The following is a 22,764-nucleotide window of genomic DNA, read 5'->3' on the forward strand; positions in this document are numbered from 1 at the left end:
CGGGCGACGGGCGACGGGCGACGGGCGACGGGCGACGGGCGACGGGCGACGGGCGACGGGCGACGGGCGACGGGCGACGGGCGACGGGCGACGGGCGACGGGTTCTGTTCGCGGCCCGGTCCGCGGTTGCCCTGTATCGCCTGCTCGACATACTTCCCGTCTTTTCGGGAGACGCCAGGATCACTCGTCTGTTTGCGCTTGTCCCCGGTTCCGACTTCGGGGCCGATGCCCTCTCTGAGATCGACGCGCTCGGGGGCCGTACTGTGCCTTGGAACGAAGCGCGAGGCAGGTCTTACGACCTGGTCATCGCCGCGAGCCCCAAGGGCAACCTCAGACTCCTGCACGGCCCGCACATCCTCCTTCCTCACGGCGCGGGTTTCAACAAGTCGCTCAGCACCGAGGGTTCGAGGGACTCGCCATCTGGTCTGGATCCGGCATTCCTGCAGCGGCCCGAGGACCATGATCAGGTAGCTTTGCACGCCCTGGCCCACCCGGATCAGGTCGCGAGGCTGGCCGCAGCGGACCCGAGGGCAGCCCGCCGCGCGAAGGTGATCGGCGATCTCACGCTGGAACGCGTCCTCACCTCCGTCCCGCTGCGTGAAAACTACCGCGCGGCGCTGGATACCGGGGCTCGCAAGCTGATCGTCCTGGTCTCCACCTGGGGACCAGAATCCCTCGTACGGCAGCATCCCGGCCTGGCCGCCGAGCTGGCTGGGCAACTTCCCTACGATGAGTATCAGTTGGCGTTCGTGATCCACCCCAATGAGCGCAGTCTGCTGGGGACATACGAGCTGGCCGAACGTCTTGGGCCGGCCCTCGAAGCGGGATTGGTCCTGCCGGATCCGGTCGAGGAGTGGGCCTCGGTTCTGGTCGCCGCCGATGCTCTGGTCACCGACCACGGCTCGACCGCCCTGTACTTCTGCGCCGCCCAGGACCGACCGGTCGTGAGCGTCCACCCAGGTGGCGGCGAGCTGATTCCGGCCAGCCCGATGGGCGTACTTCTGGAGCGGATACCGCAGGTGGAGCGTGCCGAGGACGTGATCCGGGCACTGAGCGCATACCGGCAGGGCCCCGGACACGCCGCCGCTCAAGCGGCGTTCGCGCACACAGGTGATGCCGTGGACCGGCTGCGATCCGAGGTCTATGCCCTGCTCCGCCTTGCGCCCCCCGCTCACGGCGTCACCCCCCGGTTGTTGCCCGTGCCCGCGCCTGCTGTGCGTGTGCCCGCAGCGTTCGATGTCCATGTGGAAACCACTGCGGGCGGTGTACGGATCGAGCGGTATCCCGCCGGTATCGGGCTGCCCGGCCACCACCTAGCCGTTGAACATGGTGCTGCCGGCGAAAAGCTCGCCCGCTCCGCGGGCCTGTTGTACCGTCGCCAACTTCCAGAATCCGCCGCACCCGTGAACCTGGCCTGGACCGCCGGCGGGTGGATCCGGCACACCCTGACCGCATATCCCGGCTGCCGCTCCGCAGCGGCTGTGCTGCCGTCCGGTGTGTGCCTGCTCAGAGTCCGCGGTCAGGAGCAGACGTACGCCCTGCGGGTGGAAGTCCGGCCTGAGGGGGGCCGGATCGTGCAGATCGACCCCGCGATCGCCCTGTCGGCGGTACATGCTCACTTTGTCTCGGGTCAGCCGGCCCCGGACAGCGATTGCGTACTGAGATTCCTCGTGGGAGACCGGATTTTCCGTGTTTCCCTCAGTCCGGCCACGGACGCCGAAGAGGCCCAGGTGATTTAGCCAAGGCCGTTGCGACTCCGGAAGTTCCGGGCCGCGACGCGGTGTTCCTCGGCCTGGTCCTGATGTCCTTCGGCTGTCTCCAACTCGGCAAGGGCATCGTGGACACGTGCCAGATCGATCCCTGAGCGCCGTCTCTCGGCCTGCCCGAGCGCCTTCTGGTAGAATTCATGGGCATCTTCCAGCCGGCCGAGACGGTGCAGGACGCTGGCGAGAGCGAACGCCGAGCGCCCTATGAGCCTCTCACGCTTCTCCTCCACGAACCCGCTGTGCGCCCTGGACAGCAGATGGTGCGCGGCTTCAAGGCTGTCCGCTTTCGCGCTCGCCTCTCCCATCCGATAGGTCTGAAGCAGCACGCCGTACGGGTTGGGGATCGCGCGATGCCGGTCGCGGGCGGCGGTGAAGTCGGCCAGAGCTCCGTTCCAGTCGCCTCGTGCGCCCTTGAGCATTCCGCGGTGTTCGACGGCCGACGCCGCAAGTATCCGCTCTCGCGGGGAGCCGCCGAGAAGCTCGAGGGCAGAGATCGCACGGTCGATCTGTTCCTGGGCCGCGTCCAGTTCCTCCGACTCCCACAGCGGCCTGGCCAGCTGGCAGCGGGTGCGCACCAGCCATCCGGCATTCCCTCCGTGCCGAACTGCCGCGTCAACAGCCCGCCGGAAGACCTCAATGACTCCGGACTGCTGTGGATGGTCCAAGGCATGCGTCCACACAGGCTCGGAAAGCGCCACCACCTCGGTGTCCATCCCCCGGCTGTAGGCGAGACGAGAGCACGCGAACAGCACATGCCGTTCCTCCTCCAGCCAGCGCGCCGCGCGTGCGGCACGTTCAGCCCGCGCGCCGTCGTCGACCGCCTCTTCCGGATCCACCAGAGGAATGTCCGGCACATCGCCCACGGGGTCGAGAAGGTCCACCACGGTCAGCCGGGGTCCGGCCGTGAACCGGTCGGCCAACTGGGCCTGCCGGACAAGCCAGCGCACCAGCCTCATCTCCGCCTCGGCGACATCGCCCTCCACAGCCTCTCGTCGAGACCGGCGCAGGGCATGCGCGCGCAAGGGTCCCGGCAGCCTCATCTGGCCGGCCTCTGTCAGAGCCACCTGACGCAGGTCCAGCAACCCGGCCCGGTCCAGCTCCTCCAGGGCATCCCGGCAGCCCTCAAGGCCAAGTCCCGACAACGCGGTGGCGGAATGGAGCGTGAACGTCTCACCGGGATGGTGGGCCAGCAACTGGTACAGCAGAGCCGCGGAGGGGGAGAGATCGTCATAAGCGGTGTCCCAGAGCCGCTCCACACCGGACACGCCCTTCTCGTCCAGCTCGGTCCTGAGATCAGCAAGGAGACGAGAGAGCGGACGCAGCCGGTGCGTGCGCACCCACCGGCCGGCCACGTGCAACGCCGCAGGAAGCCCGTTGCACAACCGGATCACCGCCCGAGTCGCTTCCGGATCTGCGGCCAGCCGGTCGTCACGGACGATCAGCTCCAGCAGCTCGGTTGCCGCCCGTTCGTCCAGCGGGGGCAGGGCAAGCTCCACCGCAGCGCCGGCCTCGAAATCGCGCAGCGGACCGTGACTCGTCACGATCACCACGCTGGAGCCCGACGCCGGAAGAAGAGGAATCACCTCCGAGGCGTATCGAGCGTTGTCCAGCAGGAGCACCAATTTCACATCGGAGGTCCGGTTCCAGTACTGGCGGCACCGAGCCGCGTACTGCGCCTGCACCTGCTCCGGCGCCACGTCGAGGGATTCCAACAGCTGCGAAAGGACATCACCGGGGTCAAGGACGCTGTCCGCCCGGAATTCATCCAGGTCGACGGAGAGCACACCGTCGGTGAACGGGTAACGGTCGCCCAGAGCACGCGCGATCAGGGCGGCCAACGCCGTCTTTCCCAGCCCGCCGGGCCCACTCAGCACCAGCACCAACGGCCGGGTACGGCTCTGCCAGTGCCCCACGGACTGCAAAGCGCGTTCCCGCTCATCGTCACGGTTCACGAAGTGCACTGGCTCCGGCGGAAGTTCGACCCTCACGACAGCCCCCTCGACCCTCTACTGCGCCCTGCACGAACTATCTGACGATCATGCACTCTAGAGACTTTCACCCCTCACCGTCGGCGTCTGGTGGAACCGCTGTCCCAGCATCCTGGGATACCGCAAGGCGGTCCACGGCATGGCTGCCAGTGGCTCTATTCACGCCTGCTTGACAGCGCTGGAGTACTTGCCAGGCCGGCGTTGGGGTGTTCCTACGCCCGGCGCCGCAGCTTGGAGCGCCCCGTCCGGGTCTAGCGGCACGCCGAACACCATGTCGTCACCGGTCCGGAGGAGGGTGACACCGAAGCCCGTCTCCACCACGGTGCCGGGGGACATCCCACCCAGAGGCCGGCGGCAGGAAGCACTCAGGGCGCGGTGCTTGGGGCCCGTGGGGTTGAGTCCGGCCGCGTGCACGGCGACGAGAATCTCCGGAACGGTACGAGCGGACGTTGCGGCACTCCAGTTGCAAGTCGCTGAGCCGGAGGACGGCCCTCACGTGTCCAGGACGAGTCTGTGCGGATGGTCCGGGGGCGATCTGCCGCCTCAGTGACCCACGCGACGCGGGGCGGGCCGACGAGGGTGCCCCGGGGCTCGTACGCTTACCGGCCGCCGAGCGGGACGGTCGCGAGCCGTTCCCAGGTGATCGTTTTGGCGATGCTGTCCGCGGTGACGTCGACCAGCTGTACCTCGGTGACACGCAGGGGAGCGTGGCTGGGGCGGACCCGGCGCAGGATGCGCTGGGCATCGTCGGAGGACGCCTCCTCACGTGACGGTAGCGTCGGATATTGGAACCCTCGGAAAACGCTGATGTTCGTTGATTGGGCAGTCTCCTGGTGCGGACGGCGGCCTGACGGTTGCTCATCGTTCGAAGCGAAGTGAGGGTGTTCCCTGACCTCGCTCCTACTGTCGACCGATGCAGGGGTGATGACAGCGGACTGGACTGTAGGCGTCTTGGACCAGGTCCTGTGCTCGTCGCCCCTAGTGAAGGTGTGTTTTCGCCTTGTCCTCATGGGTGAGCGTGAACGACGACGGTCCTCGTGACCATGGGCAGAGGCCTTACGCAGCAGGACATCCCTGATGGCGTCGGATCTGGTCCCGCCCCTCATTGTCGGTGGCGGATGGCAGGATGCCCGGCCATGAGCACGAGAGACGAGAGCGACGAGGCGTACGTTGTCGACCTGTGCAACCAGGCGCTCGGTGAGACGGCCTTTACTCAGCACAAGTTCGACTGGCTGCTGGGAGACCCGGGTACCGGCGGGCGGCGGGTGAAGCTGCCCGTCGATGCGTACTGGCCGGGCCACCAGCTCGTAGTCGAGTACCGTGAGTTGCAGCACGACCAAGCGATGCCGCACTTCGATAAGCCGGACCGGCTGACCGTCAGCGGCGTTCACCGAGGCGAGCAACGAGCCCTGTACGACGCCCGACGCGACGTTCAGATCCCCGCTCACGGTCTGCGCCTGGTCGTGATCCGTCCCGCCGATCTCGACGCGGACAGTCGAGGGCGCCTGCGCCGCAACCGGGAAGCGGACCTCGCGGCACTGAGAGCGATCCTGGTACGTGACAGCGACGAGCATCGCGTCACCGACAGCTTCCGCACCTGGTTGCTGGCCCAAGGGTGGACACCGGTCACCCCCATGGACCGCTGGACCGACATCGAGGCAGTACGCGGCAAAGAGCGGCTGATCTGTGAGGCCAAGGGGCGAACCAGTGAGAAGGGAATTGACGCAGACATCGCCTACGGACAGCTTCTGCGCCGGATGACGAGCGAGGCGCCGAACATGCGGTACGCACTGGTCGTGCCCTCCTCGTCCGTCAAGGCCGTTGAGCGCGTCCCCCGGTACGTCCGCAGGTTGCTGCGGATCGATGTGTACGAAGTGACCGACGATAACCAGGTACGTCACCTGTCGGCATAGGTGTTCTGGGTCCGCGGAATGCTCCCGAAGACCACCGGCGTGGGAGTCGTCACCCTGGCATAGCCGTTGGCGCTGGTAGTGAGACCAGGGAGGGCACCGCCCTGGGACGCGCCCCGCGCCATCCCGGCCGCCTGCTCAGCGCTGGAGGAATCGGACGTTCGCATGCCCTGAGACAGAAGCTGAACCGAGAAGGGAGCGGTATGGGGTACTGGCTGATGACCCCCGTGGCCAAGTGGGTTCTGTACGAAAGGGCCAAAAAACTCAAGAAGTGGGAGCCATCGCCGACTGGGTGGACGTCTTCCGACATCGACGCCGGCGATGGTGTTCTCCTCTGGCGCTGCGGGCGAGGCGGCGGGGTAGTCGCCGTCGGGAAGATCGTCAGCGTAGACGGTGCGGCAAGAACAGCCTTCGATCGACTCCTGTTGTCCACCCCGCTCTCCGCCGAGGTCCTGCGCGGGGCGGACCTCGGCTCTGTAGTGGAACAAGCTCCGGCGGCTAACGGGCGGGGCGAACTCACAGCGATCAACCTCACTGATGGACAGTGGCGCGAACTCTGTCAACTGGCCGACGACGCCGAGCCGTCGAACGATTGGCCCGCCATGTGGAACATTCCGCCTGGCTCTGTCGTGAAACGAGCTGAGATACACGCTGTCTACGGGGGGAACCCGCGACTGGCGGCCGGCGCCAGTGGCACGACACACAATGCGTTCCTCTTCCTTGAAGACAGCCGCCCAAGTGAACCGACATGGTCCTGGGATGGGTCTGTGCTGCTGGCTCCCGGGCAGAATCAGCAAGGCGGCGGCGTGTCTATGGACCACCTTGCAGTCCTATCCCATCGCCATTGCGGAATACCAGTACGGGTCTTCCTCGAACGTGGTGAGGATTGCTTGTACCTGGGAGAATTCGCTACCGACCCAGATCGCCCCCTAGAACGTTGGGCGCTGACCGGGCAGCGCGTTCACAAACTCAAGGATGGCGGCCAATACGTAAACGAGGTGCGAACGCCGGTCTTTCGATTGCATCCGCTGGGCGGGTTAACCATTCCCTCGGACAGTGAGAAAGCGTTTCAGCACGGCTTTCGGGTCCGCCTAAAGCTGCAGCCGGTCGCTGACCAGTCGGCTGTCGCAGCCATTCGCGGAGTGCTGAAGGTCCTAGAAGGCGAACCGGCACTCGCTGCATTACTTGGGAAGCTCGATGATGCCCAAGTGCTCGCGACCCTGATGCAAAGGGCCCGTCGACAGTCAGACTTGGCTGAGCTGCGGACGGCAGTTGAGGACCCCGTCACCAGCGAAGGTGACCTTCAAAAGCTCCTGCAGCGAATGACTTGGATCTTCGGCGGCGAGTTCCTCCCGGGCACCGCCCGGCGGAATCTCACGCTCCGCGATCAGCTCGATTTGACGCTGCTGCGCCCAGACGGCAGCCTGCACGGCGTCGAACTGAAACTGGCTAACAATAGACACCTGGTCACCGGCCAACGTAATCACTTGATCGTCGGAAGCGAGGTCAACAAGGCCGTAGGCCAGGTCATGAACTACCTGCGCGAATTGGACGAGAAGCGTGCCCAGATCCTCGTCGATCTAGGCATCGACTCCCGACGTTCCTCGATGACTGTAGTGATCGGGCACAGCCGATTCGTCGCAACGGATGCCACCCAGGAGGAGGTTGCTGAGACAATTCGCACATACAACGCGCATCTGAATCGAGTAACTATCACCACCTACGACCAACTGATCGACAATGCGCAGCGGACCCTCGACTTGACACCAACTGCCAGGAAATCAGCTGACAGCGATCCGTGGAGCGGATGAGTCGCGCGTCATCGGCGATGGTTTGAGCAGGGCATCCTGTACGTGCTCCACAACGTTCGCGCATACGTCCGATGCGGGCCTGGAGGAAATCCGTACGATCAAGTGCAACGGCCGGATTCGCCCGCCGGGCTCACCGGGTACTACTTCGGCGGGGAGGGGGCTGGAGCATGCGGCGACCGCGCAGGGACCTCAGTGGCCAGGCCGCAGCGGGACCGTCTTCCAGGTCTCCCAGGTGATGGTCTTCCCGGCGTCGTTGGCGACGACGTCGACCAGCGCGACGGTGTCGACGTGAACGGGCGCGTGGCTGGGGCGGACTCGGCGCAGGCGGCGGTGGATCTGGTGGTAGTGATCGAGGTCGACCTCGGCAGTTAACGGTAGCGTCGGATATCAGAACCCCGCTAATACCCTCTGCGGAGAGTACGGCGGGCGGTCCGCCAGGGCGGACTCCGGCCAAGTCGTCAGAGAGACACGCCGTGGCCGGGGGATGCCGTCACCTGGCCCCCTCGTCCCGGCACTGATCTCAAAGCGACCCGTGTCGGGCTGAAGCAGGTGCACTCGCCCACGGGCTGCGAGATACTCCAGCTTCCTGGTCGCGCCCTCGCACACCAGCTCAGCGCGTTCAGGTCCAGTTGCCTGAGCGGAAGGAAGCGGAGACTTCGTGGCATTTCAGCGTCGGAGCGGCAGCGGCCCAGTCAGCCAGGCTGATGACCCCGAGCAGTTGTATCGGCTGCTGGCACGGACAAACAACGGACCGGACTCGGTCTGGGGCCACCAATCAAAGGTCTTGGAGAGGTGGCACGCCGAGCACTACTCCGAAGCTGATGTGGCGATTGAGCTTCCAACGGGCGCGGGGAAGACACTAGTCGGAGGATTGATCGGTGAGTTTCTCCGGCGCAAGGAAGGAAGCCGAGTCGCCTACCTGTGCCCCACTAAGCAGCTTGCCCGGCAGACATCCAGCAGGCTCGCCGACTATGGGATCCCGCAGGTTCTGCTTACCGGTCGGGTCCCGACTTGGAACCAGGCCGACCGGGCCCAGTTTGACTCAGGTCGGGCTGTGGCGGTCAGCGTCTACAGCCATGTCTTCAACTCCAATCCAGCGTTGGTGGGTGCCGACCTGCTGGTGCTGGATGACGCCCACGCGGCGGAGGGCTACGTAGCTGGGCCCTGGAGCTTGGAGATCTCCCGTTCGCATTATGAGAGTGCCTACAAGGACGTGCTGTCGACACTTGCGTCAGCGCTCGACCCCTTGGTCTACAAGCGGCTGGTTACTCCTACTCCGGACGGCCAGTACCTGTCCAGTGTCTACCTTGCTTCGCCGCTCGGTGTTGCGGCACAGTCCGCCGAACTCGAAACGGCGTTGAGCGACGCTGTCGCGATGGGGAAGGTCGGCGAGGATGCAGTTCATGCATGGCGGTTCATCGAGGGCCGGGCGGCCAGGTGCATGGTCTACATCTCGTACAGCCAGATCCTAATCCGGCCCTTGATCTCGCCCACCTTTCAGCATCCGGCGTTCAGCGAACCTGGCCGTCGGCTCTACATGAGCGCGACCCTGGGCGCCGGCGGCGAACTGGAGCGCAGCTTCGGGCGACGCAAGATCAAGCGGATCCCCGTCCCAGCAGGGTGGGACAAAGAAGGCACTGGCCGTCGATTCTTCGCCTTCCCTGAACTGGCCGAAGACCTCGCAGCCGACAACCAGAAACTCGCACCCTTCGTCGCTGGCATCGTCGCCAAGGCAGGCCGTGCCGTCGTCTTGACGCCGGACAGCCGCACCGCCACCACCTTCCGGGAACACTTCCTACCGGCCGGTTACCCCACCCTCAACGCCAAAGAGGTCGAGGACGACCTCACCCGGTTCACCTCCCAGCCTGCCGCCGCGCTCGTATTGAACAACCGCTACGACGGAATTGACCTCCCCGACGATCAATGCCGCCTGGTGGTCCTGGTCGGGCTGCCCGCAAAGGGAGACCTCCAAGAGCGCTTCCTCCACGGATCTTTGGGCGCAGTGGAGGTCCTTCAAGAACGAATGCGGGCCCGGATCCAGCAAGGCAGCGGCCGAGCGACGCGGAACCTTCGCGACCACGCCGCCGTGCTCGTACTGGGGAGGGACCTGACCTCATACCTGACACGCCGTGAGATTCAGGCGGCCATGCACCCCGAGATCCATGCGGAACTCGAATTCGGCGTCGACACCAGTCTGGGCTTCACCTCGACCGCAATGCTGGAGAACCTCGACGTCTTCACCGAGCACGCGGAAGCATGGGCAGCCGTGGACGAGGACATCGTCGCCGCTCGCGAAACATACAGTCGCGCCGAAGCTCCCGGCGTAGCTGACCTGCAGCGGGCAGTGCGACACGAGATCGTTGCCGCCGAAGCCATCTGGTCCGGCGATCAACACTTCGCGCTCGACGCCATCAGGAGTGTCCTGGACAAACTCCGCGGCGACCGGACACCGAAGCGATACGGGGCGCTGTGGAGCTACCTGGGGTTCAGCATCGCTCGCCAACTCGCCGACCAGACTAGCGATCCCAGCTTCCGCGAAACCGCAGATATCTACTACCGGGAGACCTGGAAGAACAGCCAGGGCACCACCTGGCTGTCACACCTTGCGGCCCCGGCCGAGCGCGACGCCGCGCCCCAGCCACCCGAACTCGCCCTCACCGACGAAGTCGCCATGCGTAATGTCCTTGCCGCTACTGATCTGGCTCGCGTCGAAGCCTTCGAGGACGTCCTCAAGGCGCGCGCCGGGCTGGAAGGCACCGAATACACGGCATACGAAGCAGGACTTGTTTACCTCGGCAGGCTCGCCGGCGCCCAGCCCAGCTACGGCAACGAAGGCGACGAAGGCGACGCCCTCCCGGATGCTGTGTGGATCTTCAACGATGCCCAGTGGGTCGTCTGGGAGGCGAAGAGCCAGGCAAAGGACACCGGCCAGATTGGTGCCGACCAGGTTCGGCAAACCGGTGCGCACCTACGAACAGCAGAGAAGGAACAAGAGAAGGCCGCGCCAGGCGACTCGGTGTGTCTACTCGCGTCCCCCAAGAACAAGGTGCACTCCAGCGCCCATGCGGTCGCCGAGGAGAACGTCTACTGGGTTCGCCCGCCCGAAGTGCTTGACCTATTCGACCGCCTGACCCGTGCCTGGCAGACAGCCCGCGCACGAGGACTGGCGACGCTATCGGTGCCCGAGCTGGCATCAATTTTCAAGGCCGAGCAAGCCCTACCTTCCCAGTGGCTGTCTGCGCTGAGAAGTCGCCCGCTTTGGAAGGACCCCGCGTCATGAAGCCATTTGTGTTCCAGCATGCACAGGATGTGTGGCCCGAGGGTGAGACCTTGCTCCACGTCTACATCTGCCCTCGGGAACAAGACCGTGAGCTGACCGCGCTCGTCACACATGCGTACGACGCGCTGAAGGACTTCCCGATCACACCGGTTGCGCTGCCCTGGCTTCACATCACCGTCGACCAGATCACCGACCGTGTGGGCGCCATCATTCCGCCCACCGAACGGTGGGCCCTCGTGGACGAGTTGGGGAAGCATCTGGCGGGCGTCGAGCCGTTCGACATCATGATCGGCTCGCTCATGTCGTACGCGACCGGAGTGATCGCCGACGTCCATCCCGACGAGCCCCTCAACGACCTCCACACCACCGTCCGTGCCGCGATCCAGACGGTGCGCGGGCCCGACGCGACGGGCTACCCCACCAAGGTCCCGCACCTCACGCTCGGATACGCGGCCGCGGAATGCGACTCCGACCAGGTGCAGCGAAGGCTGCGCAACGGAGTACGCCCGGGGCACGCCCCGATGCGGGTGGACGCCGTTCACCTCGTGGACGTCACGGCGGACGCCCAGGCCAAGACGATCACCTGGGACCACGTCGCGGCGATCCCGCTCGGCGCGGGCAGCTGAGGATCGCCGCTCAGGGCGCTGGACGTGAGCGAACCGGGCGGGCGGCGACGTCGGCCGCGTACGCCGCCCAGTCCCCGCCGCTGGCCTGCTGCCACTGCACGGCAACCTGACGGTGGATACCCAGCATGTGCGCCAGGATTGCCGCCGGAACCTGAGCGGCAAGCGTGAACAAGGCGGTGGCTCGGTCTTGGCGCGGATTGATACCCAATGCCCGGAGCCGGAGTACCAGTTGGTCGCTGCTGAGCGGCTTCCCGGGGACTTTCCCGGGGAACAGCCAAATCCCTGGTGCATCCACGAGGGCGTGCCCGCGCCGGCTTGAGATCAGCTCCTCCACCAGGGCGTCGAGTGGCGTGGGCAGCACGATCGGGCGGTCCCCGAGCAGGATCTTCGGGTTGTCGCTGTCGCGATGAATGTGGTCAACGGTGAGGTGGCGAATGGCGTTGACGTGCTGGGCGTAGAGCAGCAGGAGCAGGCCCGCGACCCGGTCAGCGGTCGGCGCGGCGTCATCGTGCAGGAGCCGGCGGGCGACCTCCCACCGCCGGTCCTCATCGTGCGGGCCGCTCGGGCCCACCCACCGCGTGGCGGGAGCGGTGAGATCGTGGGCGTGGCGGTGCGCAACGGCCCAGCGCACAAAGTGCGCCGTCCGCGTGGGATAGGTGGCGCGATGGGCCATGAAATCGTCCACTTCACTTTGGGTGCACGCGCTCAGCAGCATGCCGCGGCCGGCCAGATCGTCGAGGAACTGGACGGCGGCATTGATGTGCGTGCGGACGTTCTGGTCCTGGTCGACCGTGAGCTGTTGTCCGCGTACCCGTTGCCGCAATCGGCGCATGTGGTGCCAGATGGCGTATCCGTGCAGTACCCGCCGCTCTTCGAGATCGTGGCGCCCGGCCAGCTTCTCCTTCGTCCAACGTTCTAGGTTGACGAGGCGCTGATCGCGGGCCGGGAGCGAGCCGGTGGCCATCAGCAGGTCGCGCAGATAGTCCAGGGTCTTGCCCGCCGGCAGACCGTCCAGCAGCGCGTGGGTCACCGGGCGGGGGTCCTTGCCCAGAGCCGTCAGCAGTGCGCGGACCTTCGGCTTGGCCAGCCAGACCATGGCGTGGTCGGGGCGCTCCACCGCCACGAGCGCGCGCCGGAACGGGTCGAGTTCCTCCGCGATGCCGGTGCCGTCTCCGAGTAGTTCCTCAAGCTTCTGATCGACCATGCACCGCTGACAGGGCTCCGTGCTGAACTGCCACGTCGTCTCACACAGAGGGCAGCGGTCCCAGAAGTCCGGGTCCGGGTTCAGGCACCTGGCGCACAGCGGAGCAGCGAGCGTGCCTCCCTTGAGCGGCGACACCGTCCCGCAGGATGTGCACCGGATGTGACGGACCCGGCAGTTGCGACACCATGGCTCGCCCGTCGCGCGTGACGTAGCGCACCATGTGAGCTGCCCGCAGACACTGCACTCCTGGTCCTCCCGCGGGCTGCATCTCTCGCACCAAGGGCCCTCGGCCGTACGGGATTTGATTTTCTTGCGCCGTCGGCATCCCGTGCACGGTTCCCGGTGGGCTGGATCGCTCCTCCAGCAATCGGTGCATACCGGGAGGCCGTCGTGGTCCCGGGAACTCACCTTGCGGCGACTGCCGCAGCGCGAGCAGTCCTCGGCACGTACCTCCTCCTCACAGCGCCAGCAGATCCGCTGGCCGGCGTGCTTCGAAGACAGACGTTCGGTTGCTCCGCAGCGGGCGCATCTCGGCTGCTGCACCACCGTGGTGCCGGCCTCGACTAGTGCGTTGATAAAGGTGAGCACGGACGGGGTGGGCGCCGAGTGCGCGGCGTCGGTGAGCAGCTCGGGCTGGTCGAGGACCGCCCAGGCGACCCGCCAGCGAACGGCGCGCATGTGCGAGCAACCCGTCAGGGCCTCGGCGATCGCGGCCTGGTTCAAGCCGGGATCAGTACCGACCACGAGATCGATCAGCTCCTTGGTCGGGTCCGCGTCGTCGGGGCACCGTTGACAGAGAGGCCGTCCCTTCCGGTCCCGGGTTCTGACATTCCTTACGGTCCCGCAGCCGACACATTCCTCCTTCGGCCGGACACACCCGCCGCAGGTCCACTGCCCACCCTTGCGACTGGACAGGGACAGGGTCTCGCGGTCGCAGACACAGCAGCGCGGTCTCGCGAGTTGCCGTGCCCCCGCCTTCACCAAGGCAGCCAGGAGTTTTCCCACCGCCCAGATGGAGGGAGAGCGGCCTGTGACCAGGACTTGCGGGTTGTCCCACAGCTCTCGGGCGACTCGCCGCCTCTGGGTGGGGCCGCGGAGGATGCCGTGCGTCACCTCCCGGATCTGGTCGGTGGACAGACTGCGTTCCACGAGCGCGACCTGGTGTACGACGGCGCCGAGCGGGTCGTCCTGGATCAGCTGATCGATATCTACGGTCATCATTCAATTCCGGTGATGCGGGCCCGCTTGGGCCGTAGGGTTCCGAGCCCCGGCTCTGGTGCGCTGCCACCGGCCGCCGCGGCCCTCTTCTTCGGTCGGCTTCCCGCCCCCACTGCGGCGACGGGTTCGATCAGGTCGTCCAGTCGGCAGTCCAGGATGTCGAGCAGCGCCATGAGCACCTTCATGCTCAGCCGCTCCGGGCGGTCGGTCACCAGCCGGTAGACCTGGCTGGACGAGAGCGTGATGCCGCGCTCGGCGAGCAGGGGGATCAGGTCACTGGTGTTGAACATGCCGCGCTCGGCCATGACTTTGCGCAGGTGCCACTGGTAGTCGAGCTTCGCTGCGGGCATCGGGGTGTCCTTCCTCGGCAGCGGTCTCAGGCGAAGGCCGGGGCCAGGGCCCGCTGCAGGGCCGGGTTCATGAAGTCGTCGCTGACGTGGGTGTAGGTGGCCATCGAACTGCTATTTTCGTGGCCAACCTGCTGCTGGATGAACGCCCGGTCCACCCCGTCCTCGGTGAGATGCGTGACGTACGAGTGGCGCAGCGAGTGGGGGACCAACTCCTTGTGGAGCCCGAGAGCGTCCCGGTACGTCTCGAACCGGTCGTTGATCGAACTGGGCTGGAGCCGACCACCCCGCTCGGTAATCCACAACGCCGGCTGATCTGGGAACCCGAAGCGCGGACGGACGTTCTCGACATAGTCCACGACCGACTCGACGGCCCAGTCCATCACAGACAGAACGTTCCTCCGGCGCGGCGCCTGCCCCTCTTCGCCTTGCCGTAGCGGACGTTGAGCGTGCCGAACCTGCCGAACTGCGGCGCCTTCGCATTGCGCCCGAAGTCCACCAGGTCCAGCCGCGAGGACTCCGTGCGCCGCAGACCCCACCCGTAGATGACCTTGAACAAGGTGGCGTCCCGGTACGCGGCCAGCGCCCCCTTGCGGCCGGCCCGGACCGCGCGCTCCACCTGCTCGTCGGCGTAGTCGAAAAAGAGCTGCAGCTCCTCGCGGGTGAAAGGACGGGCCTCCGGGTCGCCCTCGTAGTCCTGCAGATGCGGAAGCGCGTTCCACTCGTGGCAGATCGCCACGGGATACGTACCGAACGCGTCCTCACACGCAGCCGCCCACCCGTACCGCTGGTCAATGAGGAACTCGGTGAACAGCCGCACCGTGCCCTGGTAGTTGCGCACCGACGCAGGGGAAAGATGGTCCTCGCTCGTGAGCGTGGCCGACCACTCGTCCATGTGGGCTGGTGCCCACGCCCACGGATAGTCGTTCACGAACATGAGGAACCGGCGGATGAGCTTCTCGCGGTCGCTGATCGTCTTCGCCCTGAGGTTGCGGGCGAGCTGCTGGTTCCGCCAGCCGCGCACCATGGCGTCGAACATAGCGTCCTCGGGACGCATGTGAACGACCCCCGAGATCAGCTCAAGATGAGCCGCCCCGGCAAGGTCCACGGTTCGCTGCACGACAAAGATCCTCTTCCCGTCTGGCGGGCATATCTTGCATCAGACGGGAATAGGCTTCAAGAGTGGCAGGTCAGACGGCTAGAGCGTAGGCTCCTCGGAGTTTCGACGCGCCGCCCCATGACCTGGCGACCAGGGCGTTCTCACCCGTCTGATGCAACTCCCGAGGGTTCGCATACGAGATCGTGAGGTGCTGAAGGCCCCACGGATAGCGCACCGCATCGTCTCCCCTGACCGTGCGGATGGCCTCACGGACGGCGCGGTGGAGGGCGGCGAGCTGATCGTCCGGATGGAGATCCGCGATCACCCCTGAGTGATATGCCAGAAGAGACCCCACTTGGACCTCGAAGGGCGTGAAGTCCGCGGCGCTTGATGAGTTCGCCGACCAGCTCGTCGCTTTCATGCTGAGGGATGAGAGCCGCATAGCAGTCAGTGATCTGGTCGAGCGTGACATGCAGACAGGGCAGCGGAACGGGGGTGAGCGGGAAGTGCTTCAGAGCGTCGTTCGCGCTGGTGACGAGGTCGATGAGGGCACCATCATGGTCGGATACGGCCAGATATACATGTCGAAGACTGCCGCCACCCGGCACCCGGGGAACGTGGCCATGAGCTGATCCAGTACCAGCCCCGCCGGACGGCCCCTCGCGTGAGCGGACACCACCGACGCGGACCCGGCGGCAGAGCAGCCGTCCGCTCCCGCTCCGAGCCGCGTCGTGGTGCCCACGCACGCGCCGGGCCGCAGATAGGCGGCCAGATGCAGCGTCAGGTCCGGAGCGCGGACGAACTCCTGGAGCGCGGTGGCCGGGTAGGACGTGAGGTGGATCCTCGGCACCCCGTCGGTACCAAGGATCGGGTGGGTGTCGACCTGGGCCGCCCCCCTGCCGTCCGGAGGGCTACAGGGCGTGAACCCATTCGGCCGGTGTCAGCATCCCCATACCCTCCAGCATCCCATCGCCCGAACGCGACGGCGGACGATCCGACGCAACAGCGCCGCCTCCTCAACTGAACCCCGCGCCACTTCAGCGGCGGGTGTATCGCGACGGAGCCCCACCACTCGGCGCGGATGTCAGGTTTCACGGCCAGACCCCAGGCGCATCCGGCCCGGCGTCACAGACGGGGGGTGAGGATGACGAGGCGGCTGCCGGGCAGCGAGGCCGGGTAGAGGGTGTGGCTGACGACCTCGATGGTCTTCCCGCCCAGGGTTGGCAGTCTCATGCGGTGGATGTGGCCGTCGCGGTTCTCGGCGACCTCGGTGGTCGTCTCCCACAGGCGGAGCACGTCGGGGTCCGCGCACACATTCTCGACGAGCCGGGCCAGTACGGCGTTGTCGGGCTGGCCCGCCAGGGCGAACCGCAGCAGCCTGATCGACCGGTCGGCGTGCTCGTGCCAGTCGAGGTACTGGTCGCGGGCTTCCGGGTCGAGCAGGAGCCACGTCAACAGGTTCGGGCCGGGTTTCGTCACCCACGGCCACCAGCTCGCCATGACAGGGTTGCAGGCGAGGACGTTCCAGTAGCGGTCGCACAGGAAGTTGGGTGAGGACTGCCCGTCGATCAGCACCCGCAGGGCCTCGGGGACCCGCGGTCCGGGCGGGGCGGCCGGCAGACCGAAGAAGCCGCCCGCGTTGTGGAGCAGCAGCGCGTGGCGCTCGTCGCGGTCCAGCAGCAGCGTGTCGGCGAGGGCCTCGCACTGGCGTCTGCTGAGCGGGCGCGTGGAGGCGCCGTTCTCCAACTCCCAGTAGAAGCGCACGGAACGGCCGATGGCCCCGGCCGCATCAATCTGGGTGACGGGCTGGCCCCGGCGCTCGCCCGCCGACTGCCGCCACGCGAGCAGCATGCTCCCGGCACTGGCACGCCCCGCCGGACCGCCGCCCGCCGATATACCCCCGGTGCCGCCGCGACCACCGCCGTCGAAGCCCATGCCCCCTCCTTCACTTCCTTCGTCCCCGGCACACGCCGTGCGGGTCCGGCCATGGAAAAGGAGACCGGTATGCGTCACCGGTCCCGCCGTGCTTCCGCCGTAGCGTAGACCATTAAAAACTGATCTGGAATAAGAGCAGACCGCCAATGGACTCGGGGTTCTTAAACTTTGTTGCTTAATGCGGGACTACCGCCTTCGCAGACAAGAAGGGGCCTACGCCGAGGAATCGGACATCCCGGCAGAGTGGAAGTCCGGCATGCATAGGACCGGCAAAAAATTGCCGGTCTCCAATTTCCGGCCCACCTACGCCGGTGCGGCGGAAAGCGGTTGCCCCCCACCTGAATGTGAACCCCCTTGCGGGAGCGGCGAGTTACTCCACGCGCCCCGCGTACGGAGGAGCGCTTACCATCGAATCTACGCGCGTATAGCGCGCCTTGACGTGCTCGGCCGCCGTCGCTTCAATGCTCTGACCAGCAAAGTTCAAAAGCACGCGCGAATGATCACGACGGGAGCGTAGATGAAGATCATCACCAGCGAGCAAGGGAGCGGACGCCGCCCCGCCGCACCGGACACAGCCCGGCATCCCAACCCACCCCAACTTCCCTGTGCTTACTGGGGAGTTCCCCGAAATCTAACTTTGCGCATCACCGCCACGCGCGGTAGCTTCACGTCGCGAAAGCGGCCTGCGAATTACGAAGCGGTCACCACTTTGCAGCGCTGCATTCTTGGCGCGTCCCACCAACGGGCACACAAGCCCTTCCGACTACTTTGCAGCGCTGCATTGTTAACGGGTTCAGAAGCGACGGAACGTACGCCCCCTCGGGTCGGAGCTGCCTCTCCGGCACGCTTCTCAGCTATTTTCCCGCGGGCTTCCCTCCGAGTGCGAGCCTGACGCCTCTGCATTCGCTTTCATTGCCACCCCTCCGAGCGGCCCACCGGATGCCCATTGAGGACATTCGCAGGTCCCGGACGCGAGCACGCCCTCACTGAAGCGTCACGCTCTGCGACTAGTACAGAGTTTGAGACCCAACTCTGGATCTCCGCAGGGGGTCCGTGCCATGTTCGTCGTCGCTCGCCGGGCAGCCCGCCTGACGAAGACCAACAGAAAGGAGCGCACGTTGCGGACCCCGCATAGCCGGGACGGGTAGCCGGCCCGCAGACAGCGACGGCGTCCGGGAGGTGCAACTCTCGGACGCCGAACGCTCACAGGTACTCCCGCCCGTGCAAGGGCCGGAGATTCACCCGCAGCACCGCACCGGCCCTTCACACGGGGCACACCGGTACGGCTTCATCACAGGAGAGTGTTCCATGCCGCCTGCCCTGCGTGAAAGGCCGAACGTCCCGGCCCGCGCGGCAGCCCGCCCCACGTCGCCGATCCCCACCCCGCAGCGGCCGTCGCCGTCCGGCCTGGTCACGGCCGGACGCCGGGGTGACCGATGAGCAGCGACGCCCGTGAGTGGGTGTGGGAGCACAGCTCCAGCCGGGGCAACGCGCGCCTGGTGCTGCTGTCGATCGCCGACCGGGTGCCGGACGAGCAGTGCGTCGCCTGGGCCTCGGTCGCCTCTCTCATGGAGCGGACGAACGCGAGCCGCACCGCGGTGCGCGGCGCGTTGACCAGCCTGGTGGAGAGCGGCGAGCTGGAGTCGCTGGACGCATTGGCCGGTCCGCAGCGCAGCACGGTCTACCGGCTGCCGCGCACCGCCGCACAGCTCGCCAAGGTCGCCGCGGCGACGAAGGACGACCGTAACGCGTTTGTCGAGCCACCGGCCGCATCCGATCCGGTGCCTGAGGTGGACGGGAAGCGGCTGCGGAGGCACGGAATCTGGCCCAGGGACGGGTCGGAATCCAGCCCCCCGCATCAGAATCCGACCGGGTCGGGAGCCGACCCCTCATGTCGGAATACGGCCCCCCGACGGGTCGGATCCCGACCCCAGGAGGGGTCGGAATCCGGCCCCCAGAACCGTAGTGAACCGAAGGTGAACCGTAGGTACAGCAGTAGTAGGGCTGCTGCCGGTCCCATCGCGGCGGCCGAGTGGCAGGGCGGTCCGGACGCCCACACCTGGGCCCGTCGCCAGGGTCACCTCGACCGTCTCGGCGAGGACGGCCTGGCCGCCGCCGACGCGAAGTGGCGGGCGCACCGCGCCGGCTTCCAGCCCCGTGCGGATGCCGCCTGGGCGGCTGACTGGCGGTCCTGGATCGCCCGGGAGCACAGCCCCGCCCCGGGCCAGGGCCGCCCGAACCTCTACGCCCTGTCAGGCAACGGGCCCTCCCCCAACGGCGGGATGACCCGGACCCAGGCCCACACCGCCGCCCTCCTCGCCGCGCTCGACGAGCCGACCGGAACGGAGTAGCCATGGACCGCACCGAGATAGCCGCCCTGCTCGCCTTCATCGGCCGCCTCGACCCGCGCACCATCCGCACTGACAAGGGCGAGGCCCGCGACCAGATCGCCCAGTGGCACGAGCTGCTCGCCGAGGTGCCGATGGCCACCCCGCACGGCTGGGACGCGAGGACCGCCGTACGGCAGCACATCCGGGAATCGCCGTACCCGATCCTGCCCGCGGACATCGGCCGTCCGTGGGAGGACTACCGGCGCGACCGCCTCCAGCGGCACACCGACCCCACCCCGTCGGCGGACCCGGACGACCAAGCCGCCTGGACCGCCGAACTGGCCCGCACACGGCGGGCTGTGGCCACCGGAAGCGCCGAGCCCGCCCGGCACCGGGCCCTCACCAGCGGGCGCGACGGGATCGACCCGGCGCTGGAGGCGCGGCTGCGGGCGATCGGCTCGTGCATACCCCCGGCGGTCCGCACACAGATGGCCCCCTACAGGCCCGCCCGCGCGGCCCGCGAGGCGGCCATCTCCCACGGCCAGCCCGACGCTCTCGGTGTCCGCTGCGAGTGGTGCCACGCCCCCGAGGGACAGCCGTGCCGCAACAGGCGGGTCGGCCCCGACGGCGGATCCAGGGGCAACGCCCCCCGCACCAAGCCTCATCCCTCCCGCTTCGACCTCGCCGCCGCCCGCCACACCCAGCAGCCTTCGACGGCCTGAAGGGCCGGTCCGGCGCAGCGCCGTCGGACACGGTCCTCCCGGCCCCACCGCGTACCGCAGCACACCGGAGATGACGTTGCGTCACATCACCACCCACACCACACCGGCCACGGGCCTGCGTTCCATCGCCGACACCAGCTGGCACGTACACGGCGCCTGCTACGGCATGGACCCCGACGAGGCGGACGAGCTGTTCTTCCCCGCGCCACGCGACCACTGGGCCACCGCCGAGGCCAAGGAACTGTGCGCCCTGTGCCCGGTCCGGCGCGACTGCCTCAACTACGCCCTGGAGAACGGGCTGAAGGAAGGCACCTGGGGCGGGCTGACCGAGGCCGAGCGGCGCCCCTGGGAGAACGGGCTGCCCCAGCGCATGGACTACAGCCGGGTAATCGCCTTCTTCAACGGACGCGACGTGCATCTCACCAGCGGCGAACGCGAGGTCGTCGTCGACCACGCCTACGTACGCGGCTGGCGCCCCTCCCGCCTCGCCACAGCCCTGCAGATCAGCCCCCGCCACGCCCGTGACCTACTGCGTCAGGTCGCCAACAAGGTCTTCGACCGCGACCTGACCCTCGGCGTGCCACCGAACCCCTACAAGAACAAAAAGAAGAAACCGCCCCCGGAAACCGACCCGCCCCCGCCCAACAGACCAGGAAGACCCGGCACGAAGCAGCCGCAGTCCCGTCCGGCAGCACCGGACACGGCGAAAGCCCCTCTCGGAAAGGCAGCATGAGCAACCTCCTGTCCCCCGGTTCGATCACCGACCTCCCCGTTCTCCTCGCGGCCGGGATCACGGTCACCGGTGTGCTTGCCCTCGCCCTGGCAGGGTGGACGAGCCGGCGGCGTGCCGCACGAGAGCCGCGCCGGGCGGGCAGCCCGGCGGTGAAGGTCGCGGCGCTCGCCGCGGTCGGCTGCACCGCCTACAGCGCCGACACCAGCTGGCGGTTCGCCGCCGACTACCTCGACATGGCCGGCACCGTGGAGCGGGCCATGATGTTCGGCGCCGCGGAACTGGCCCTGTTCGCCACCGCCCTGATGGCCCGCCAGAACCTCTCCACCCAAGGTGCACCGGGGCTGCCCGGCACCCTGGTCTGGGTCATCACCGGCGTGCAGATCATCCCCGCGTACGCCGAGTCCGGCCCGGTCGGCGGCACGGTGCGGGCCTTCGTCGGCCCCGTCATGGCCGCCATGCTCTGGCACCTGGCCATGGGCATCGAACTGCGCCTCCACAAGCCGGACGCCACCTCCACCGGCCTGCTCGCCACCCTCGGCCGCGAAGCACGCGAGCGCCTTCTCTCACGCCTGGGCATCGCCGCCCGCGACCGCGACGCCGCGCAGATCACCCGCGACCGCGCCACCGCACGCGCCGTCACCCTCGCCACCCGCCTCGCCGAACACACCCCCGTCCAGCGGCAACGGTGGCGCGGGAGGAGACTCGCACACCGCCTGTCCAAAGCCGTAGGACGAGCTTCAGTCGGCACCGACCCGACGCAGCGCATGCAGCTCCTCGACCAGCTCGCCGCCCGACGCCACGCACACACCCTCGCCACCGTCCCCCTCCCCTCCCCCTGGTCCCCACACCACGACAGCGGGTATGCCGGCACGGTCCCCTCACCAGAGGGCAGGAACGGCACGGTCCCCGACGACGGTCCCCGCACAGACGCCGAACCCGCCGGGGACCGAGAGGGGACCGAAGGGGGACCGGTCCCCGAAGACGCTCACCACAAGGCGGGGACCGACGTGGGGACCGGAAGGGGACCGGTCCCCGAAAGCCGACACCAGGACGCGGGGACCGAAGCCGTCGAGCCGGGGACCGAGACGGGGACCGTTGCCGTCGAACCGGAGCCAGACGGGAGGCCCAACAGCTCATCGGGGACCGAGCGTTCCGCAGGTGAAATGCCTGCTCACAGCCCCCAACCGCACCGGGGACCGAGCGGGGCCGACACGGGGACCGAACCCACCGGAGACCGGGGACGCATGGTCGCTCCCCGGCGGAAGCCGACACCGAAGACCAAAGGAAGGGGCAAGCGAGGGGGCCGGTCCCGCCGCGCGCAGGAGCAGCGTACCTCGCGCGCCGTGGAGCAGTCGGTGGACCGGCTCGTCCAGCAGGTCAGCCCTCACGTCCCCGCTCTCCTCGAACGGGACGGCAACGAGACCGTCACCCGCGTTCAGCTGCGGGAGATCCTGCGGCGCGAGGACCTCAAAGGCGGCCGGAACGACCGGCTGAGCCTCGTCCTGCAGCAACTGCGGGCCAAGGACACCACTACGACAGCAAGGAGCAACGTCCGATGAAGACCTGCCACCGGTTCGCGGCCGTCCGCAAGGAGTACGAGCGGGACATCAGCTACCTGACCGCCCACTCCGTACGGCACAAGGGCAGGCCGTCGGGGAAAGCCAGCGCGAAGAACGCGATCGCGGCGAAGCAGCGGATGGCCAGGGCTCTGAGCCGGCACCTCAGCCGCTGCCCCGAATGCGGCTGACCGGCCAAGCAGCAGCTCAAAGCCCCCTGTTCCGTTACCACGCCCCCG

Annotated in this window: 18 protein-coding genes; 12 read left to right on the forward strand and 6 right to left on the reverse strand. The window is 67.5% G+C overall.

The genetic code is table 11. The features are described from left to right. Positions 1 to 1,739 (forward strand): translation initiation factor 2 (locus ACFWU9_RS30930; protein WP_384324311.1); only part of this gene is annotated, 1,739 nt, incomplete at its 5' end. On the opposite strand, the gene ACFWU9_RS30935 is transcribed toward ACFWU9_RS30930, so the two are convergent. Continuing rightward, positions 1,736 to 3,718, reverse strand: a complete 1,983-nt coding sequence (locus ACFWU9_RS30935) for an NB-ARC domain-containing protein (RefSeq protein ID WP_384324313.1) — start codon at positions 3,716 to 3,718, stop codon at positions 1,736 to 1,738. The genes ACFWU9_RS30930 and ACFWU9_RS30935 overlap by 4 nt on opposite strands. 1,172 nt (positions 3,719 to 4,890) lie before the next feature. Here ACFWU9_RS30935 and ACFWU9_RS30940 point away from each other — a divergent pair. The 4 genes from ACFWU9_RS30940 (at position 4,891) to ACFWU9_RS30955 (ending at position 11,381) form a co-directional block, all read left to right on the forward strand. Beyond that, positions 4,891 to 5,667: a hypothetical protein gene (locus ACFWU9_RS30940; RefSeq protein WP_384324315.1), complete on the forward strand. Its 777-nt coding sequence runs from the start codon at positions 4,891 to 4,893 to the stop codon at positions 5,665 to 5,667. Positions 5,668 to 5,867: 200 nt separating this feature from the next. After that, complete coding sequence (locus tag ACFWU9_RS30945) at positions 5,868 to 7,475, forward strand: Shedu anti-phage system protein SduA domain-containing protein (RefSeq protein WP_384324317.1); 1,608 nt, start codon at positions 5,868 to 5,870, stop codon at positions 7,473 to 7,475. Positions 7,476 to 8,133: 658 nt separating this feature from the next. Then, a complete protein-coding gene (locus ACFWU9_RS30950; protein ID WP_384324319.1) occupies positions 8,134 to 10,755 on the forward strand; it encodes a DEAD/DEAH box helicase in 2,622 nt (873 codons plus the stop codon). Further along, on the forward strand, positions 10,752 to 11,381 hold the full coding sequence (locus ACFWU9_RS30955; protein WP_384324321.1) for a 2'-5' RNA ligase family protein: 630 nt from the start codon (positions 10,752 to 10,754) through the stop codon (positions 11,379 to 11,381). Before ACFWU9_RS30950 ends, ACFWU9_RS30955 begins: the two co-directional genes overlap by 4 nt. Before the next feature lie 10 nt (positions 11,382 to 11,391). On the opposite strand, the gene ACFWU9_RS30960 is transcribed toward ACFWU9_RS30955, so the two are convergent. The 4 genes from ACFWU9_RS30960 to ACFWU9_RS30975 form a co-directional block, all read right to left on the reverse strand. Continuing rightward, complete coding sequence (locus ACFWU9_RS30960; protein ID WP_384324323.1) at positions 11,392 to 12,585, reverse strand: hypothetical protein; 1,194 nt, start codon at positions 12,583 to 12,585, stop codon at positions 11,392 to 11,394. Positions 12,586 to 13,802: 1,217 nt separating this feature from the next. After that, positions 13,803 to 14,153, reverse strand: coding sequence for a helix-turn-helix domain-containing protein (locus tag ACFWU9_RS30965; protein WP_384324325.1), 351 nt, complete (start codon positions 14,151 to 14,153; stop codon positions 13,803 to 13,805). Between the two features lie 26 nt (positions 14,154 to 14,179). Further along, entirely contained in the window at positions 14,180 to 14,533 is a 354-nt protein-coding gene (locus ACFWU9_RS30970; protein WP_384324327.1) for a tyrosine-type recombinase/integrase, read from the reverse strand. Beyond that, a complete protein-coding gene (locus ACFWU9_RS30975; protein ID WP_384324329.1) occupies positions 14,533 to 15,270 on the reverse strand; it encodes a hypothetical protein in 738 nt (245 codons plus the stop codon). The genes ACFWU9_RS30970 and ACFWU9_RS30975 overlap by 1 nt, the downstream gene beginning before the upstream one ends. A 187-nt stretch (positions 15,271 to 15,457) precedes the next feature. Here ACFWU9_RS30975 and ACFWU9_RS30980 point away from each other — a divergent pair, with 187 nt between their 5' ends. Continuing rightward, the gene (locus ACFWU9_RS30980; RefSeq protein WP_384324331.1) at positions 15,458 to 15,580 is read left to right on the forward strand and encodes a hypothetical protein; all 123 of its coding nucleotides are present in this window, start codon (positions 15,458 to 15,460) and stop codon (positions 15,578 to 15,580) included. Between the two features lie 40 nt (positions 15,581 to 15,620). Beyond that, positions 15,621 to 15,881, forward strand: coding sequence for a hypothetical protein (locus ACFWU9_RS30985; RefSeq protein ID WP_384324333.1), 261 nt, complete (start codon positions 15,621 to 15,623; stop codon positions 15,879 to 15,881). Between the two features lie 493 nt (positions 15,882 to 16,374). Here ACFWU9_RS30985 and ACFWU9_RS30990 read toward each other — a convergent pair whose 3' ends face one another. Beyond that, positions 16,375 to 17,184 (reverse strand): helix-turn-helix transcriptional regulator, encoded by an 810-nt coding sequence (locus ACFWU9_RS30990; protein ID WP_384324335.1) that lies wholly within the window; start codon positions 17,182 to 17,184, stop codon positions 16,375 to 16,377. A 1,436-nt stretch (positions 17,185 to 18,620) separates the two neighbouring features. Between ACFWU9_RS30990 and ACFWU9_RS30995 the strand changes: the two genes are divergently transcribed. The 5 genes from ACFWU9_RS30995 to ACFWU9_RS31015 all read left to right on the forward strand — a co-directional run bounded on the left by ACFWU9_RS30995 (position 18,621) and on the right by ACFWU9_RS31015 (position 22,716). Then, positions 18,621 to 19,535: a helix-turn-helix domain-containing protein gene (locus tag ACFWU9_RS30995; RefSeq protein WP_384324337.1), complete on the forward strand. Its 915-nt coding sequence runs from the start codon at positions 18,621 to 18,623 to the stop codon at positions 19,533 to 19,535. A gap of 2 nt (positions 19,536 to 19,537) precedes the next feature. Continuing rightward, entirely contained in the window at positions 19,538 to 20,236 is a 699-nt protein-coding gene (locus ACFWU9_RS31000; RefSeq protein ID WP_384324339.1) for a hypothetical protein, read from the forward strand. A 76-nt stretch (positions 20,237 to 20,312) separates the two neighbouring features. Beyond that, complete coding sequence (locus ACFWU9_RS31005) at positions 20,313 to 20,969, forward strand: WhiB family transcriptional regulator (protein ID WP_384324383.1); 657 nt, start codon at positions 20,313 to 20,315, stop codon at positions 20,967 to 20,969. Further along, positions 20,966 to 22,528 (forward strand): hypothetical protein, encoded by a 1,563-nt coding sequence (locus ACFWU9_RS31010; protein WP_384324341.1) that lies wholly within the window; start codon positions 20,966 to 20,968, stop codon positions 22,526 to 22,528. The genes ACFWU9_RS31005 and ACFWU9_RS31010 overlap by 4 nt, the downstream gene beginning before the upstream one ends. Beyond that, positions 22,525 to 22,716, forward strand: coding sequence for a hypothetical protein (locus tag ACFWU9_RS31015; RefSeq protein ID WP_384324343.1), 192 nt, complete (start codon positions 22,525 to 22,527; stop codon positions 22,714 to 22,716). Before ACFWU9_RS31010 ends, ACFWU9_RS31015 begins: the two co-directional genes overlap by 4 nt. Positions 22,717 to 22,764: the final 48 nt, after the last annotated feature.

Source organism: Streptomyces sp. NPDC058653 (assembly GCF_042716895.1).
In the GTDB taxonomy this organism is placed as follows: Bacteria; Actinomycetota; Actinomycetes; order Streptomycetales; family Streptomycetaceae; genus Streptomyces.